Source organism: Pseudomonas sp. AN3A02 (genome assembly GCF_011765255.1).
Lineage (GTDB): Bacteria > Pseudomonadota > Gammaproteobacteria > Pseudomonadales > Pseudomonadaceae > Aquipseudomonas.
In genome coordinates this window covers 1-13,488 of sequence record NZ_JAARNI010000010.1, presented here as the reverse complement: position 1 = coordinate 13,488, position 13,488 = coordinate 1, and the positions used below count along the sequence as shown (strand labels likewise).

Here is a 13,488-nt window from a genome sequence, read left to right as displayed (position 1 = left end):
CGCCATGTCCAGTTTTTCGCCATTGATCCCCGCCAACGCCCTGCCCGACGGCTTTTTCGACCGTGACGCGCAACTGCTCGCGCGCGAATTGCTCGGAAAAGTCATTCGCCATCGTGTCGGTGATTTGTGGCTGTCGGCGCGAATTATCGAAACCGAAGCCTATTACCTCGCCGAAAAAGGCAGCCACGCGTCCCTCGGCTACACAGAAAAGCGTAAGGCTTTGTTTCTGGATGGCGGCCACATCTATATGTACTACGCCCGTGGCGGGGATTCGCTGAACTTCAGCGCCCATGGCCCAGGCAATGCGGTGTTGATCAAATCGGCCTATCCGTGGGTCGACGAAGTGTCCGGCCCGGCCAGCCTGGCGCAGATGCTGCTGAACAACCCGGACGCCAGCGGCAAGCCGCGCCCCTCGCAAAAGCTGTGTGCCGGCCAGACCTTGCTGTGCAAGGCGCTGGGTTTGAAGGTGCCGATGTGGGATGCCAAACGCTTTGACCAGGAGTTGCTCTACGTGGAAGACGTGGGGCTTGCGCCGGCGCAGATTATCCAGACCACCCGACTGGGCATCCCCGGCGGGCGCGATGAACACCTGATGTACCGCTTCGTGGATGCCGGTTATGCGCCGTATTGCACACGGAACCCGCTGCGCCGGGGCCAGGTCGAAGGCCGCGACTATTTTTTGATTTGAAACACACCAGCCCTCTGTAGGAGCGAGCTTGCTCGCGAAGAACCCGAGAGCGCCGCGCTAAACCAGAAAGCCCGCGTTATCGTTAACGACCTTCGCGAGCAAGCTCGCTCCTACAGAGGGGGCAATATTCACAGAGGGAGTTTGATTGTATGGGCCCATGGCTCGATGGCATTACCGGCTGGCTGACCCTAAACCCGCAATGGCTCGCCGTGGCGGTATTTATCGTGGCGTGCGTGGAGTGCCTGGCCATTGCCGGCCTGATCGTACCGGGCACGGTGTTGCTGTTTGCCATCGCCGCACTGGCCGGCAGCGGCGCACTGTCCCTGGGGGAAACCCTCTTGCTGGGCTTCCTCGGTGGCATGCTGGGTGATGTTGCTTCCTACTTCCTCGGTCGTCATTTCCACCAAAACATCCGACGCCTGCCCGGCCTGCGGCATCACCCTGAATGGATGAGCGGCGCTGAGGCTTACTTCCACAAGTACGGCATTGCGAGCCTGCTGGTAGGACGTTTCATTGGCCCGTTGCGGCCGATGCTGCCGATGGTCGCGGGCATGTGTGACATGCCCTTCCCACGCTTTGTTGCCGTGAGCCTGCTGGCCGGCGCGGGATGGTCGGTGGCGTATCTGCTGCCGGGTTGGGCCACCGGCGCGGCCTTCCGTCTGCCATTGCCCGAGGGCTTCTGGCCAGAAGCCGGGATTGTCGCCGCCTGCCTGGCGGTGCTGATCGGCGTGAGCCTCAACACCAGCCTGCGCGGCCACCGGCGCGCCACCCTGTGGATTGGCTGCATCGGCGGCACACTGCTGATTGCGTTGTTTATCGGCTATCACTACCTGAACGACTTTGACCAGGGCTTGATGGCGCTGGTGCAGGAACACCGCGGCCCGGCGATCGATAGAGCCATGGTGATGGTGACCCAGCTCGGCGAGTTCAAGAAGATGTTTGTGGCCAGTGCCGTATTGACCGGCCTGCTGGTCGTGGCGCGGCAATGGCGCCAGGCAATCTTTGTCGGCGCCACCCTGCTGGGCGCTGCGCTGATCAATACCGGCACCAAACTGTTTTTTGCGCGGATGCGCCCCGAAGTGCTGACCGATCCGCTCACCAGTTTCAGCATGCCCAGCGGCCATGCATCCGGCTCGTTTGCATTCTTCCTGGCGTTGGCGGTGCTGGCCGGCCGTGGTCAACCGACCCGCCTGCGCCTGACCTGGCTGGTGCTCGGCTGCATTCCCGCAGCGACCATCGCGATTTCCCGGGTGTACCTGGGCGCGCACTGGCCGACGGACATCCTGGCCGGCACCCTGTTGGCGATGACGGTCTGTGCCTTCAGCCTGCACTTCAGCCAGCAGCGCAGCCCATTACCAGCAATGCCGCCGAAAGTCTGGTGGCTGATCTTGCCCGTGTGTGGCGCGGTGCTCGCGTTTATTGCGTTTACCGGCACCTCTCACGCGCTGCTCAGGTACGCCTACTAAGCAGGCCCCAGCCAATCCAAGGGCGCAGCGCGACGTTCTACGCTGCGCTCGCGCCGCTCCAGAAACATTTCGTCAGCTATATGCGCGGCGCGTTCGGCGATGTCTTCCGCACCGCGACCGTCGTCCAACTGCAGTATCTGTGTCGTGATGGCTATAAAAAAGGCATCCCATACGACCTGCTCCGATTGCGAAAGCTGAATCATCCTTCCCCCTGATCATCGTTACGTGATTGCCAACTATTTCAGGCAACGAGATCAGGACAACGACGGAAAATCTGAAGACGGGGAAGGATAAATCCGAGCGGCACTCGCGGGTCAGGTGAACAGCTCGCCCTGCAATTCATCCAGCAACAGTTGAATCGCGTCCAGTCGCTGTTGCGGGTCATCAAGTTGCAGCAGGTCGATCTTGTCGGCCTCGGTAAAGGGCAGCAGATACGCCAGCTGATTGCCCAAGGCCTGCTGGCCATCGGCGTGGGTGCCCATGTCCAGCGACGCTACCAATGGGTGCTCAGCCAGGGCATGGAGCAGCGCGAGCAAGTCGGCGTCTTCCTCTTCCAACGGCTGCTCGGGGTGTTCGTCCAGCCACTGCACCTCAGCCACCAGCAGTTGGTCCTTCTGCACACCGGCGTCACGTACGCGGAAACGCCGACCGCCCTCGACCCGAATCCCCAGCAGGCCATTGTCCTGCTGCTTGAAGTCGCGAATCAGCGCTTCGCAGCCAATCAACGCGTAGCCATCCGGCGCCAGCCCGACTTCCTTGCCGTCGAGGATGCACACCACGCCAAAGCTTTCGCCCTTTTTCATGCAGCGGCTGATCATGTCCAGGTAACGCACCTCGAACAATTGCAGGTCGAGGGTGCACCCGGGAAACAGCACGGTATTGAGCGGGAAAAGCGCCAGACTCATAAAAGGTTTCCTTAAACCCGACTTAAATAACCAGCGACACGGCCAACGGCAAGAACACCGCCGTGGCCACGCCCATCAAACTCATGGCCAGCGCCGCAAAGGCGCCGGTCTCTTCGCTTTCCTGCAAAGCCACCGAGGTACCCACGGCGTGGGCGGTCATGCCCAGCGCCATGCCGCGCGCCTCAGGGCTGTGCACGCCCAGGCACGACAAATACGCCGGCCCGATCATCGCGCCGATCACCCCGGTGATCAGCACAAACACCGCCGCCAATGCCGCCACGCCACCGATCTGCTCGGCCACCAGCATCGCAATCGGTGAGGTCACGGACTTGGGCGCCATGGTCATCAGCATCATGTGTTCGGCACCAAACCACCAGCCCAACAGCACGCACAGACCGGTGGCCAATACGCCTCCCACTACCAGCGTAGTAAAAATCGGCCAGAACAATTGGCGAATCCGTCGCAGATTCAGGTAAAGCGGCACCGCCAGGGCTACCGTTGCCGGGCCCAGCAGGATGCTCATGATCTCGGTGCTTTTGCGGTACTCGACGTAGGTCAGGCCGCAGCTGAGCAACACGCCGATCACCAGCAGCATCGACACCAGCACCGGCTGCAGGAAAATCCAGCGGGTTTTCTCGAAGCCCGCCAGCACCAGCTGATAGGCGCCGAGGGTGATGCCGATGCCGAACAGCGGGTGATGAATGACCGCCGACCACGCGCCGTGCCAGTCGAAGATCATTGGTCCTTCTCCTTGCGCTTGACCATCTGCTGCATCAACACGCCGACAAAACCCATGGCGATCACCAGCGACAACACTAACGCGCCGACGATGGCCCAAAAGTCGGCGGCGATATCCTTGGCATACACCATCACGCCTACCGCCGGCGGCACCAGCAGCAACGGCAGGTAACGCAGCAGACTGCTGGCGGCCAGGCTCAGGGGTTCACCGACTTCGCCGCGCCACACCAGAAATGCCAGCATCAGCAGCAGGCCAATAATCGGCCCCGGCAACACCGGGACAAACAAATGATTGATCGCCGTGCCGAGCAATTGAAACAGCACCAGCCATGTCAGACCGCGTAACAGCATCCGTTCTTCCCCCCAAAAGCGTGTCGGCATTATAAGCACGCTGCCTCTATGGAGCGGCATTCGCCAAAAGCATGGTGGGTTGACCGGGCCAAGTGCCCGTGATGATCTACATTGGTTCTCTGGACCTGTCCAAAAACACAACATGATGAACCAAGGAGAGTCGCAATGCCCTCAGTACCCGTAGAGCAACTCAAGGATTATGTCGGCAAGGAACTGGGACGTTCCGCATGGCTCACCATCGACCAGGAGCGCATCAACCTGTTCGCGGAAGCCACCGGCGATTTTCAGTTCATCCACGTCGACCCGGTGAAAGCCGCCAAGACACCGTTTGGCGGCACCATCGCCCACGGTTTCCTGTCGCTGTCGCTGATACCCAAGCTGATCGAAGACATCCTGATCATGCCAGAAGGCCTGAAAATGGCAGTCAACTATGGCCTGGACAGCGTGCGCTTCATCCAGCCGGTGAAGGTGGATTCCAAGGTGCGCCTGGCCGTGACCCTGACCGACGCCACCGAGAAAAAGCCTGGGCAATGGCTACTTAAAGCTACCTGTACCCTGGAAATCGATGGCCAGGAAAAACCCGCGTATATAGCCGAGTCGTTGTCACTCTGCTTCGTCTGAGCCTGGCTGTGGTGGGCCCGACCGCTCACCACAATTCATGTAAATTTATGTATAGATCTCGCAGCTGCGGCATACTCGGCGCTCAATTATCCGGATCCCGCTATGCGCCCACTCGCCCCCCTTGCTCTTGTCCTGTTGCTCACCGCGTGCGGCGACGGCGAATCGCTGTTGCCGCCCGATGCGCGGCTGCCCGATGGCGGTCGTTACCGTGGCGATGTGGTCAATGGCTTGCTGCAAGGCCAGGGCCGAGTGGATTACCCCAACGGCAGCTGGTACGCCGGCCAGTTTGATAAAGGCCAATGGCACGGCCAGGGTGAGTGGCATGGCAGCAATGGCGAAGTCTATAAAGGCCAGTTCCAGCAAGGCCTGTTCGACGGCCAGGGCAGCCTGACCACTGCGGGCAACAGCTACGTCGGCGGGTTCAAGCAAGGCAAACGCAACGGCGAAGGCACCCTCAAAGAAGGGCAGATGACCTATCGCGGCGAATTCAAGGACGACCAGTATTCCGGCCTCGGCCGCCTCGAGCTGGCCGACGGCAGCCAGTACCAGGGCCAGTTCGCCCACGGCAAGCCCAACGGCGAAGGCCAGCGTAACGACGACAGCGGCAACCAGTTCAGCGGCCGCTTCGTCGATGGCCAGTTGGAGGGCAACGGCACCTTCAACAGTGCCGAAGGCGACATGTACATCGGCCACTTCAAACAGAACCAGCTCAACGGCAAGGGCCGTTATGAGAACGCCGACGGCGACGTATGGATCGGCGAGTTCAAGGAAGGCGCCCTCAGCGGCAAGGGCGAACTGATCGGCGTCGACGGCAGCCACTATGTCGGTCAATTCGTTGACTGGCGCTTCACCGGCCCAGGCCGCCTGAACCTCACCGACGGCAGCTTCTATATCGGCGGCTTTGACAGCGACAGCTATCAAGGGCGTGGAACCCTGGTGCTCACCGATGGCACCGTACAGGCCGGCACCTGGGTCAACGGCATGCGCGTGCGCGACGCCGACGGCAAGTTATTACCCGACCCGCTGGAAACCGGCCTGCTGGCCCAGGGCCGCTTGCTCGATGCTGCCCTCGCCGCCGTGCCAGCCTCCACCAAGGCGGTGGAGCTGTACACCCTGGTGGTGGCCGGCGACGGCAAGCAGAGCGTGTTCCTGCGTGAAGCCGACTACGTCAGCAACATGCTCGCCACCCGCTTCGGCGCCTACGGCCAGATCCGCCTGGTGAACCACCGCGACCATATTGCCGACCGCCCCATGGCCACTCGCGAAAGCCTGCGCCGCTCGGTCCAGACCCTGGCCGAACGCAGTGGTCCGGAAGACCTGGTGTTCATCTACCTGACCAGCCACGGCACCCACGAACACGAACTGGTGCTCGACCAGCCACGCATGGAGCTGGCCGACCTGCCGGCCGATGAGTTGGCCGCCGTGCTGGCACCGCTGAAGAACCGCGACAAGATCATCGTGATTTCGGCCTGCTACTCCGGCGGGTTCATCCCGGCGCTGAAAGACGAACACACCCTGATCATGACCGCCTCACGGGCCGACCGCGTGTCGTTCGGCTGCTCCGAAGAAGCCGACTTCACCTACTTCGGCGACGCCCTCTTCGCCCAGGCCTTCAACCAGACCGACGACTTGCAGCAAGCCTTCAAACTGGCGCAAACCCACGTGGCCGAACGCGAACAGGCGGACAACTTCGAAGCCTCCGAGCCGCAGATCTGGGCCCCCAAAGGCGTGATTGCCCATTGGCAATTATTACGAAAACAGCAGGCACGAAAAGCGTTGGAAAGCGTCTCAATGAATAGCAAGGAAGCCAAGAGCAACTAAGCTGAATCTGTATCTAGGGGGAAACATCATGTACCTGACGCCTCAGCATATATTGCTCGCCGGAGCCTCCGGCCTGACCGGGGAACACCTGCTGGACCGCCTGCTCAACGAGCCGACAGTGACCCGCGTGCTGGCACCCAGCCGCAAGCCGTTGGCCGAGCATCCACACCTTGAAAACCCGGTGGGCGACCCGGCGGTGTTCTTGCCGCAACTGAGCGGCCAGGTGGACATCGCCTTCTGCTGCCTGGGCACCACCATCAAACAAGCCGGGTCCGAAGCAGCCTTCCGCGCCGTCGACCTGGACATGGTCGTAGCCTTCGCCAAGCGCGCACGGGAGCTGGGCGCACGCCACCTGATCGTGATCAGCGCGATCGGCGCCGATCCGAAATCGTCGATCTTCTACAACCGGGTCAAGGGCGAAATGGAACAGGCGCTGAAGGCTCAGGATTGGCCGCAGTTGACCATCGTCCGACCTTCGCTGTTGCTGGGTGAGCGGTTGGAGCCACGCTTGGCCGAGCAACTGGCCGGGCCATTGTCGCGACTGATTCCGGGCAAGTACCACGGCATTGAAGTGTGCGAACTGGCACGCGCGATGTGGCGGCTGGCGCTGGAAGAGCAGGACGGGGTGCGGGTTGTGGAGTCGGATGAGTTGCGCAAGCTCGGCAAGTAACCCGTATTCCAGGGCGTACACCATCCAAATGTGGGAGCGGGCTTGCTCGCGAATGCGGTAGATCAGTCACTGATGTATTGACTGACACTGTGCATTCGCGAGCAAGCCCGCTCCCACATTAGGTATAGGGTGTTCCTGATATTTTGTACTACAGGCCGCCCGTCGCGTTAAACCCAACCCCCAACACCGTCAGCACCGACAACGGCAACAGCAACGTATCGAGCAACGCGCTGGCCGGCAGGTCGACATGGGGATAGCTCGGCGCCTCGGCCCCAAAGCGGTCCATTGCGCAACACCCACCTTGAATCGCATACAAATCCAGACGCGTCCCGGCATACACCACCGGCGCCCCGGGTTGTGCCGCGTCCAGCGTGCGCGCAGTCGCGCACCCCGTCAGCTGAGCCGCCAGCAACACCATCAATAGTTTATTCATCACTGCTCAAATGGTGCTCGCCCCAGCGCGGCAGCATGTCCTGGGGAATGTTCAGCAGGTTGAGAATCCGCGCCACCACAAAATCCACCAGGTCATCGATGGTTTGCGGCTGGTGATAAAAGCCCGGCGACGCCGGCAGGATGGTCACGCCCATGTTTGATAGCTTGAGCATGTGTTCCAGATGGATGCTCGAATACGGCGCCTCGCGCGGTACCAGAATCAACTGTCGGCGCTCCTTCAAGGTCACATCCGCTGCCCGCTCGATCAGGTTGTTGCAGGCCCCCGTGGCAATCGCCGACAGGGTCCCGGTGGAACACGGCACCACCACCATCGCGGCCGGCGCGCCGGAGCCCGAAGCCACCGGCGACATCCAGTCTTCCTTGCCATAGACCTTGATCTGCCCCGCCGCCGCACCGGTGTACTCGGTGAGGAAGGCCTGCATCATCTGCACCTTGGGCGGCAACGCGACATCGGTCTCGGTGGCCAGTACCAGTTGCGCCGCCTTGGAGATCAGGAAGTGCACCTCGCGGTCTTCGCGCACCAGGCAATCCAGCAGGCGCAAGCCATAGGGCGCGCCCGATGCGCCGGTCATCGCCAGGGTGACGCGTTCCGGGCCGCTCATTTCAGGGCCTCGGCGAGTTTGCCGTGCAGGCCGCCGAAGCCGCCGTTGCTCATGATCACCACGTGAGTGCCGGGCTTGGCCTGGTGTTTCACGTGCTCAATGATGCCTTCCAGTGAGTCGCAGCAAATCGACGGCACCGTGCACAGCGCGGCGATGGCGGGCAAGTCCCAGCCGAGGTTGGCCGGTGCATACCACACAGCCTGGTCTGCATCGTTCACGCTTTCCGGCAAACCATCACGGTGGGCGCCCAGCTTCATGGAGTTGGAGCGTGGTTCGATAATCGCAATGACCTGGGCGCCACCCACGCGTTTGCGCAGGCCATCCAGGGTGGTGGCGATGGCCGTCGGGTGGTGGGCAAAGTCGTCGTAGATGGTAATCCCATTCACTTCGGCGACCTTTTCCATACGGCGCTTGACGCTTTTGAATGCGCTCAAGGCAGCGATGCCCATGGATGGCACCACCCCGACATGCCGCGCAGCCGCCAGGGTAACCAAGGCGTTGGCGACGTTGTGTTGGCCTGTCATGTCCCAATCGACGATGCCTTGGGCGACGCCTTCGAACAGCACTTCAAATTTTGAGCCGTCTTCACTCAGCAGTTTGACCTGCCATTGGCCGGCCGCGCCGGTGGTTTGTACCGGGGTCCAGCAGCCCATCTCGATCACGCGCTGCAAGGCCGGCTCGGTAGTCGGGTGAATCACCAGGCCTTCGCTTGGGATAGTGCGCACCAAGTGATGGAACTGCCGCTCGATGGCCGCCAGATCAGGGAAGATGTCAGCGTGATCGAACTCCAGGTTATTCAGGATCGCCGTGCGCGGGCGGTAGTGAACGAACTTGGAGCGCTTGTCGAAGAATGCGCTGTCGTACTCATCGGCTTCGATGACAAAGAACGGGGTGTCGCCGAGGCGCGCCGACACCGAGAAGTTCTGTGGCACGCCGCCGATCAGGAAGCCCGGGCTCATGCCCGCGTGTTCCAGCACCCAGGCCAGCATGCTGCTGGTGGTGGTCTTGCCGTGGGTTCCGGCAACCGCCAGCACCCAACGGCCTTGCAACACGTGGTCTGCCAGCCATTGCGGGCCAGACACGTAAGGCAAACCTTTATTCAGTACGTACTCGACCGCCGGGTTACCGCGGCTCATGGCATTGCCGATCACCACCAGGTCCGGGACTGGGTCGAACTGCGCCGGGTCGTAGCCTTGGGTCAGCTCAATGCCCTGAGCCTGCAGCTGCGTGCTCATGGGAGGGTAAACGTTGGCATCGGAGCCAGTAACATGATGGCCCAGTTCTTTGGCGAGAACCGCCATAGAGCCCATGAACGTGCCGCAAATACCGAGAATATGAATGTGCATAGTCGACCTCGTAAAACATCGAGGCAGGTTAGCGTAGGGTGGGAAAATTCGCACTCTTTAGCTAACGGGCGATCCCGTGTTTACGCAGCTTTCTATACAAGGTGTTGCGGCTTACCCCCAGCTGCTCTGCCGTATGGCTCATGTGCCAGCGTTGTTGCTCCAAGGCATTGAGCAGCGCCAGGCGCTCTGCATCGTCCAAGGGCGAATCCGAACGGTCCTCCACTACTGCAGGCTGCGGGCGCGACTGGCGAATGACCGCCGGCAGGTCCTCAAGCCCAATCCGTCCATCGTCACACAATGCCGCCAACGTGCGCAGCACCGTGCGCAACTGCCGCACATTGCCCGGCCAGGCAAATGCCAACAGTGCCTGACGCGCAGGGCCGTCGAGCAACACCGGCTGGTCGCCCGTCTCCTCAGCCAACAGGAAGTCGAGCAGTTGCGACTTATCGCTGCGCTCACGCAACGGCGGCAGGGCGATTTCCAGGCCGTTCAGCCGGTAGTACAGGTCTTCGCGAAAACTGCCGTCCTCTACCCGCTCCAGTAAATTACGGTGGGTGGCGCTGATGATTCTGACGTTCACCGCTTGCGGCTCGCCGCCGAGGGGCACGACGAGTCGGTCTTCCAAAACCCTTAGCAGGCGCGTTTGCAAAGCGAGGGGCATATCGCCGATTTCATCCAAAAACAACGTGCCACCATCCGCTTGTTGCAGCTTGCCGCGCATACCTTCCTTGCGGGCACCGGTGAAACTGCCACCGCGATAGCCGAACAGCTCGCTCTCGATCAGGCTTTCCGGGATGGCCGCGCAGTTCAGGGCGATAAAGGCTTTATCGGCCCGGAGGCTGGCATGGTGCACCGCCTTGGCAAACGCCTCCTTACCGGAGCCGGTTTCGCCATTGATCAGTAAAGGTACGTCACGCTCGAACACACGCAACGCCTTGCGGAAATCGTTTTGCAGCGCCGCATCGCCCAGGCAAATGCCCGGCAACCGGGGCCGTTCGGGCAAGGGCTGTGGAGCTGGCACCGGTACGCTGCGGGGCTGGCCGCGCAACACCGCGAACAACCCACGGCCATCGCGGGTACGCAGCGGCCAACTGGCGCTGGCATTCGCGCTGGCACGTCCGAGCAACTCGTCCAGGGAGCAATCGAAAAACGCCTCCACCGGCTGGCCCAACAGGCCGCCACGGATCTGCCCGAGCAGGTTCAACGCACTCTGGTTGACCGCGCAAATGCGCCCTTCGCCATCGAACGCCAGCAACCCTTCGCTGAACAGGCCCACGGACTCCGCCTGCAAATGAAAGCGCAGCAACCAGTGGTTCTCGAAATGCCGCAGGAAGTAACAGCTCTCGATCATCTTCGCCGAAAGATTGACCAGCGCCATGGTGTGGAATTGGCTCTGACGCGACACCGCTTCCCGGGCCGAAGACACATCCAGCACCGCCAGCAGTTCGCCATGGGGGTCGAACACCGGGCTGGCCGAGCAGGTCAGCCCGGTATGCCGGCCACGGAAGTGTTCATCGCGATGAATCGTCAGGGACTGGCGCTCCACCAGGCAGGTGCCGATGCCGTTGGTGCCTTCGCAAGCCTCGCTCCAGTCGGCGCCCAGCCACAGCCCGGCACGCTCGAAAATCTTGCGCTCGCTTGGGGCGGTGACGCAGTTGAGGATCACCCCACGGGCATCGGTCAGCAGCACGGCATGGCCGGCGCCGGATAACTGTTGATGCAGGCTGTTCATTTCACTGCCGGCGATGCTCAGCACTTGTTGCAGGCGCTCGCGGCTTTCCAGCAGGCGGCCATGTTCGAGCACCGTGGGCGCAACCGTCAGCGCGGGGTCGAGGTGATAGTCCTCCAGGCAACGCAGCCAGGAGCGGGCGATGGACGGATCGCTGCCGGGGCCGTGCAACGGGTCCTGACCACGGGTGACCGTCAGGACTTGCTGGGCATGGCGACTGAAATGATCGTTTTGCATGTTTTTATTATTCTCCCTGCGTGAGCTACACCACCGCGCGCGAATGCCCAGCATCCTCCAGCGCCCCGACCAATGCAATCCCGACCAGACCCATGGGTCACAGGCTGTACCGTTTATGGCACAAACTGTCACCCAAGCTGTACCAAGCCTGTCACAGCAACGGCTTGGTACGACCTCAAAACCCTTGATTTACGGGGGCCGCAAGGCACTGGCCCGACCTTTGCTCTACGCTTTAACAAGCACAACCGTGCGTCCTCCAATAAACACAAAAAAGCCAGGAGATACCCACCATGCGTTACGCACACCCCGGTACTGAAGGCGCTATCGTTTCGTTCAAGGCCAAGTACGGCAACTACATCGGCGGTGAATTTGTCGCGCCGGTCGATGGCAACTATTTCACCAACACCTCGCCGGTCAACGGCAAGCCCATCGCCGAATTCCCGCGCTCCACGGCCAAAGACATCGACAAGGCCCTGGACGCTGCCCACGCCGCCGCTGACGCCTGGGGCAAAACCTCGGCCCAGGACCGCTCGCTGGTGCTGCTGAAAATCGCCGACCGCATCGAACAGAACCTCGAGCTGCTGGCCATCACCGAAACCTGGGACAACGGCAAGGCCGTACGCGAAACCCTGAACGCCGACATCCCGCTGGCCGCTGACCACTTCCGCTATTTCGCCGGCTGCATCCGCGCCCAGGAAGGCAGCAGCGCCGAAATCAACGAACACACCGCCGCCTATCACTTCCACGAGCCGCTGGGCGTAGTCGGCCAGATCATCCCGTGGAACTTCCCGCTGCTGATGGCCGCCTGGAAACTCGCGCCAGCCCTGGCTGCCGGTAACTGCGTGGTGCTCAAACCCGCCGAGCAAACCCCGCTGGGCATCAACGTGCTGATGGAACTGATCGGCGACCTGCTGCCGCCGGGCGTACTGAACGTGGTGCACGGCTACGGCAAAGAAGCCGGCGAAGCCCTGGCCACCAGCAAGCGCATTGCCAAGATCGCCTTCACTGGCTCCACACCAGTGGGCTCGCACATCATGCATGCGGCCGCCGAGAACATCATTCCGTCCACCGTTGAACTGGGCGGCAAGTCGCCGAACATCTTCTTCGCCGACATCATGAAAGCCGAACCGCAATTCATCGAGAAAGCCGCCGAAGGTTTGGTGCTGGCGTTCTTCAACCAGGGTGAAGTCTGCACCTGCCCTTCCCGCGCGCTGGTGGAAGAGTCGATCTACGACGATTTCATGAAAGTGGTGATGAAGAAGGTCGAGTCGATCAAACGTGGCGACCCGCTGGACACCGACACCATGGTCGGCGCCCAGGCGTCCGAACAGCAATTCGACAAGATCCTGTCTTACCTCGAAATCGCCAAAGGCGAAGGCGCCGAGCTGCTGACCGGTGGCAAGGTCGAGAAGCTGACCGGCGACCTGGCCACCGGCTATTACATCCAGCCGACCCTGCTCAAGGGCACCAACAAGATGCGGGTGTTCCAGGAAGAAATCTTTGGCCCGGTGGTGAGCATCACCACGTTCAAGGATGAAGCCGAAGCCCTGGCGATCGCCAACGACACCGAGTTCGGCCTGGGTGCCGGCCTGTGGACCCGCGACATCAACCGCGCCTACCGCATGGGCCGGGCGATCAAGGCCGGGCGTGTGTGGACCAACTGCTATCACCTGTACCCGGCACATGCCGCTTTCGGTGGTTACAAGAAGTCCGGTGTGGGCCGTGAGACTCACAAGATGATGCTTGATCACTATCAGCAGACCAAAAACCTGCTGGTGAGCTACGACATCAATCCGCTGGGCTTCTTCTAACTCACAACCCGCTCCCACACTTGATCTTCACAAGACCTTGCTACTCATTC

Annotated in this window: 14 protein-coding genes; 6 read left to right on the top strand and 8 right to left on the bottom strand. The window is 61.5% G+C overall.

Annotation, left to right across the window (positions count from 1 at the left end; translation table 11 throughout):
- Nucleotides 1-4 precede the first annotated feature (4 nt).
- Both HBJ59_RS25770 and HBJ59_RS25765 read left to right on the top strand, forming a co-directional pair.
- The gene (locus tag HBJ59_RS25770) at nt 5-688 is read left to right on the top strand and encodes a DNA-3-methyladenine glycosylase (protein ID WP_076014093.1); all 684 of its coding nucleotides are present in this window, start codon (nt 5-7) and stop codon (nt 686-688) included.
- Nucleotides 689-837: 149 nt separating this feature from the next.
- Entirely contained in the window at nt 838-2,154 is a 1,317-nt protein-coding gene (locus HBJ59_RS25765; RefSeq protein WP_167665197.1) for a bifunctional DedA family/phosphatase PAP2 family protein, read from the top strand.
- Here HBJ59_RS25765 and HBJ59_RS25760 read toward each other — a convergent pair.
- From HBJ59_RS25760 to HBJ59_RS25745, 4 genes are all read right to left on the bottom strand, one after another.
- Entirely contained in the window at nt 2,151-2,357 is a 207-nt protein-coding gene (locus HBJ59_RS25760) for a hypothetical protein (RefSeq protein WP_167665196.1), read from the bottom strand. The two genes, HBJ59_RS25765 and HBJ59_RS25760, sit on opposite strands and share 4 nt — an antisense overlap.
- Before the next feature lie 111 nt (nt 2,358-2,468).
- Complete coding sequence (locus tag HBJ59_RS25755) at nt 2,469-3,059, bottom strand: LON peptidase substrate-binding domain-containing protein (RefSeq protein ID WP_167665195.1); 591 nt, start codon at nt 3,057-3,059, stop codon at nt 2,469-2,471.
- A 22-nt stretch (nt 3,060-3,081) separates the two neighbouring features.
- Nucleotides 3,082-3,798 (bottom strand): LrgB family protein, encoded by a 717-nt coding sequence (locus tag HBJ59_RS25750; RefSeq protein WP_167665194.1) that lies wholly within the window; start codon nt 3,796-3,798, stop codon nt 3,082-3,084.
- Nucleotides 3,795-4,148: a CidA/LrgA family protein gene (locus HBJ59_RS25745; protein ID WP_017476261.1), complete on the bottom strand. Its 354-nt coding sequence runs from the start codon at nt 4,146-4,148 to the stop codon at nt 3,795-3,797. Before HBJ59_RS25745 ends, HBJ59_RS25750 begins: the two co-directional genes overlap by 4 nt.
- A gap of 165 nt (nt 4,149-4,313) precedes the next feature.
- On the opposite strand from HBJ59_RS25745, the gene HBJ59_RS25740 reads away from it, so the two are divergent.
- From HBJ59_RS25740 to HBJ59_RS25730, 3 genes are all read left to right on the top strand, one after another.
- Nucleotides 4,314-4,769 carry a MaoC family dehydratase gene (locus HBJ59_RS25740; protein WP_167665193.1) on the top strand — a complete coding sequence of 152 codons (456 nt, stop codon included), beginning with the start codon at nt 4,314-4,316 and terminating at the stop codon, nt 4,767-4,769.
- 102 nt (nt 4,770-4,871) lie between these two features.
- Nucleotides 4,872-6,590, top strand: a complete 1,719-nt coding sequence (locus HBJ59_RS25735; RefSeq protein ID WP_167665192.1) for a C13 family peptidase — start codon at nt 4,872-4,874, stop codon at nt 6,588-6,590.
- 28 nt (nt 6,591-6,618) lie between these two features.
- Complete coding sequence (locus HBJ59_RS25730; protein ID WP_167665191.1) at nt 6,619-7,260, top strand: oxidoreductase; 642 nt, start codon at nt 6,619-6,621, stop codon at nt 7,258-7,260.
- Between the two features lie 148 nt (nt 7,261-7,408).
- Here HBJ59_RS25730 and HBJ59_RS25725 read toward each other — a convergent pair whose 3' ends face one another.
- The 4 genes from HBJ59_RS25725 to HBJ59_RS25710 form a co-directional block, all read right to left on the bottom strand.
- A complete protein-coding gene (locus tag HBJ59_RS25725) occupies nt 7,409-7,693 on the bottom strand; it encodes a YceK/YidQ family lipoprotein (protein WP_076014101.1) in 285 nt (94 codons plus the stop codon).
- A complete protein-coding gene (ubiX, locus tag HBJ59_RS25720) occupies nt 7,686-8,315 on the bottom strand; it encodes a flavin prenyltransferase UbiX (RefSeq protein WP_003219402.1) in 630 nt (209 codons plus the stop codon). The genes HBJ59_RS25725 and ubiX overlap by 8 nt, the downstream gene beginning before the upstream one ends.
- Nucleotides 8,312-9,661, bottom strand: coding sequence for a UDP-N-acetylmuramate:L-alanyl-gamma-D-glutamyl-meso-diaminopimelate ligase (mpl, locus tag HBJ59_RS25715; RefSeq protein WP_167665190.1), 1,350 nt, complete (start codon nt 9,659-9,661; stop codon nt 8,312-8,314). Before mpl ends, ubiX begins: the two co-directional genes overlap by 4 nt.
- 61 nt (nt 9,662-9,722) lie before the next feature.
- Complete coding sequence (locus HBJ59_RS25710; RefSeq protein WP_167665189.1) at nt 9,723-11,627, bottom strand: sigma-54-dependent Fis family transcriptional regulator; 1,905 nt, start codon at nt 11,625-11,627, stop codon at nt 9,723-9,725.
- A 290-nt stretch (nt 11,628-11,917) separates the two neighbouring features.
- On the opposite strand from HBJ59_RS25710, the gene HBJ59_RS25705 reads away from it, so the two are divergent.
- A complete protein-coding gene (locus HBJ59_RS25705) occupies nt 11,918-13,438 on the top strand; it encodes an aldehyde dehydrogenase family protein (RefSeq protein ID WP_003219398.1) in 1,521 nt (506 codons plus the stop codon).
- The last annotated feature ends 50 nt before the right edge of the window (nt 13,439-13,488 follow it).

What these genes read in the sequence shown, in the direction of transcription:
- HBJ59_RS25770 (WP_076014093.1), top strand. Translation starts at nt 5, where the DNA reads ATGTCCAGTTTTTCGCCATTGATCCCCGCCAACGCCCTGCCCGACGGC.
- HBJ59_RS25765 (WP_167665197.1), top strand. Translation starts at nt 838, where the DNA reads ATGGGCCCATGGCTCGATGGCATTACCGGCTGGCTGACCCTAAACCCG.
- HBJ59_RS25760 (WP_167665196.1), bottom strand. Translation starts at nt 2,357, where the DNA reads ATGATTCAGCTTTCGCAATCGGAGCAGGTCGTATGGGATGCCTTTTTT.
- HBJ59_RS25755 (WP_167665195.1), bottom strand. Translation starts at nt 3,059, where the DNA reads ATGAGTCTGGCGCTTTTCCCGCTCAATACCGTGCTGTTTCCCGGGTGC.
- HBJ59_RS25750 (WP_167665194.1), bottom strand. Translation starts at nt 3,798, where the DNA reads ATGATCTTCGACTGGCACGGCGCGTGGTCGGCGGTCATTCATCACCCG.
- HBJ59_RS25745 (WP_017476261.1), bottom strand. Translation starts at nt 4,148, where the DNA reads ATGCTGTTACGCGGTCTGACATGGCTGGTGCTGTTTCAATTGCTCGGC.
- HBJ59_RS25740 (WP_167665193.1), top strand. Translation starts at nt 4,314, where the DNA reads ATGCCCTCAGTACCCGTAGAGCAACTCAAGGATTATGTCGGCAAGGAA.
- HBJ59_RS25735 (WP_167665192.1), top strand. Translation starts at nt 4,872, where the DNA reads ATGCGCCCACTCGCCCCCCTTGCTCTTGTCCTGTTGCTCACCGCGTGC.
- HBJ59_RS25730 (WP_167665191.1), top strand. Translation starts at nt 6,619, where the DNA reads ATGTACCTGACGCCTCAGCATATATTGCTCGCCGGAGCCTCCGGCCTG.
- HBJ59_RS25725 (WP_076014101.1), bottom strand. Translation starts at nt 7,693, where the DNA reads ATGAATAAACTATTGATGGTGTTGCTGGCGGCTCAGCTGACGGGGTGC.
- ubiX (WP_003219402.1), bottom strand. Translation starts at nt 8,315, where the DNA reads ATGAGCGGCCCGGAACGCGTCACCCTGGCGATGACCGGCGCATCGGGC.
- mpl (WP_167665190.1), bottom strand. Translation starts at nt 9,661, where the DNA reads ATGCACATTCATATTCTCGGTATTTGCGGCACGTTCATGGGCTCTATG.
- HBJ59_RS25710 (WP_167665189.1), bottom strand. Translation starts at nt 11,627, where the DNA reads ATGCAAAACGATCATTTCAGTCGCCATGCCCAGCAAGTCCTGACGGTC.
- HBJ59_RS25705 (WP_003219398.1), top strand. Translation starts at nt 11,918, where the DNA reads ATGCGTTACGCACACCCCGGTACTGAAGGCGCTATCGTTTCGTTCAAG.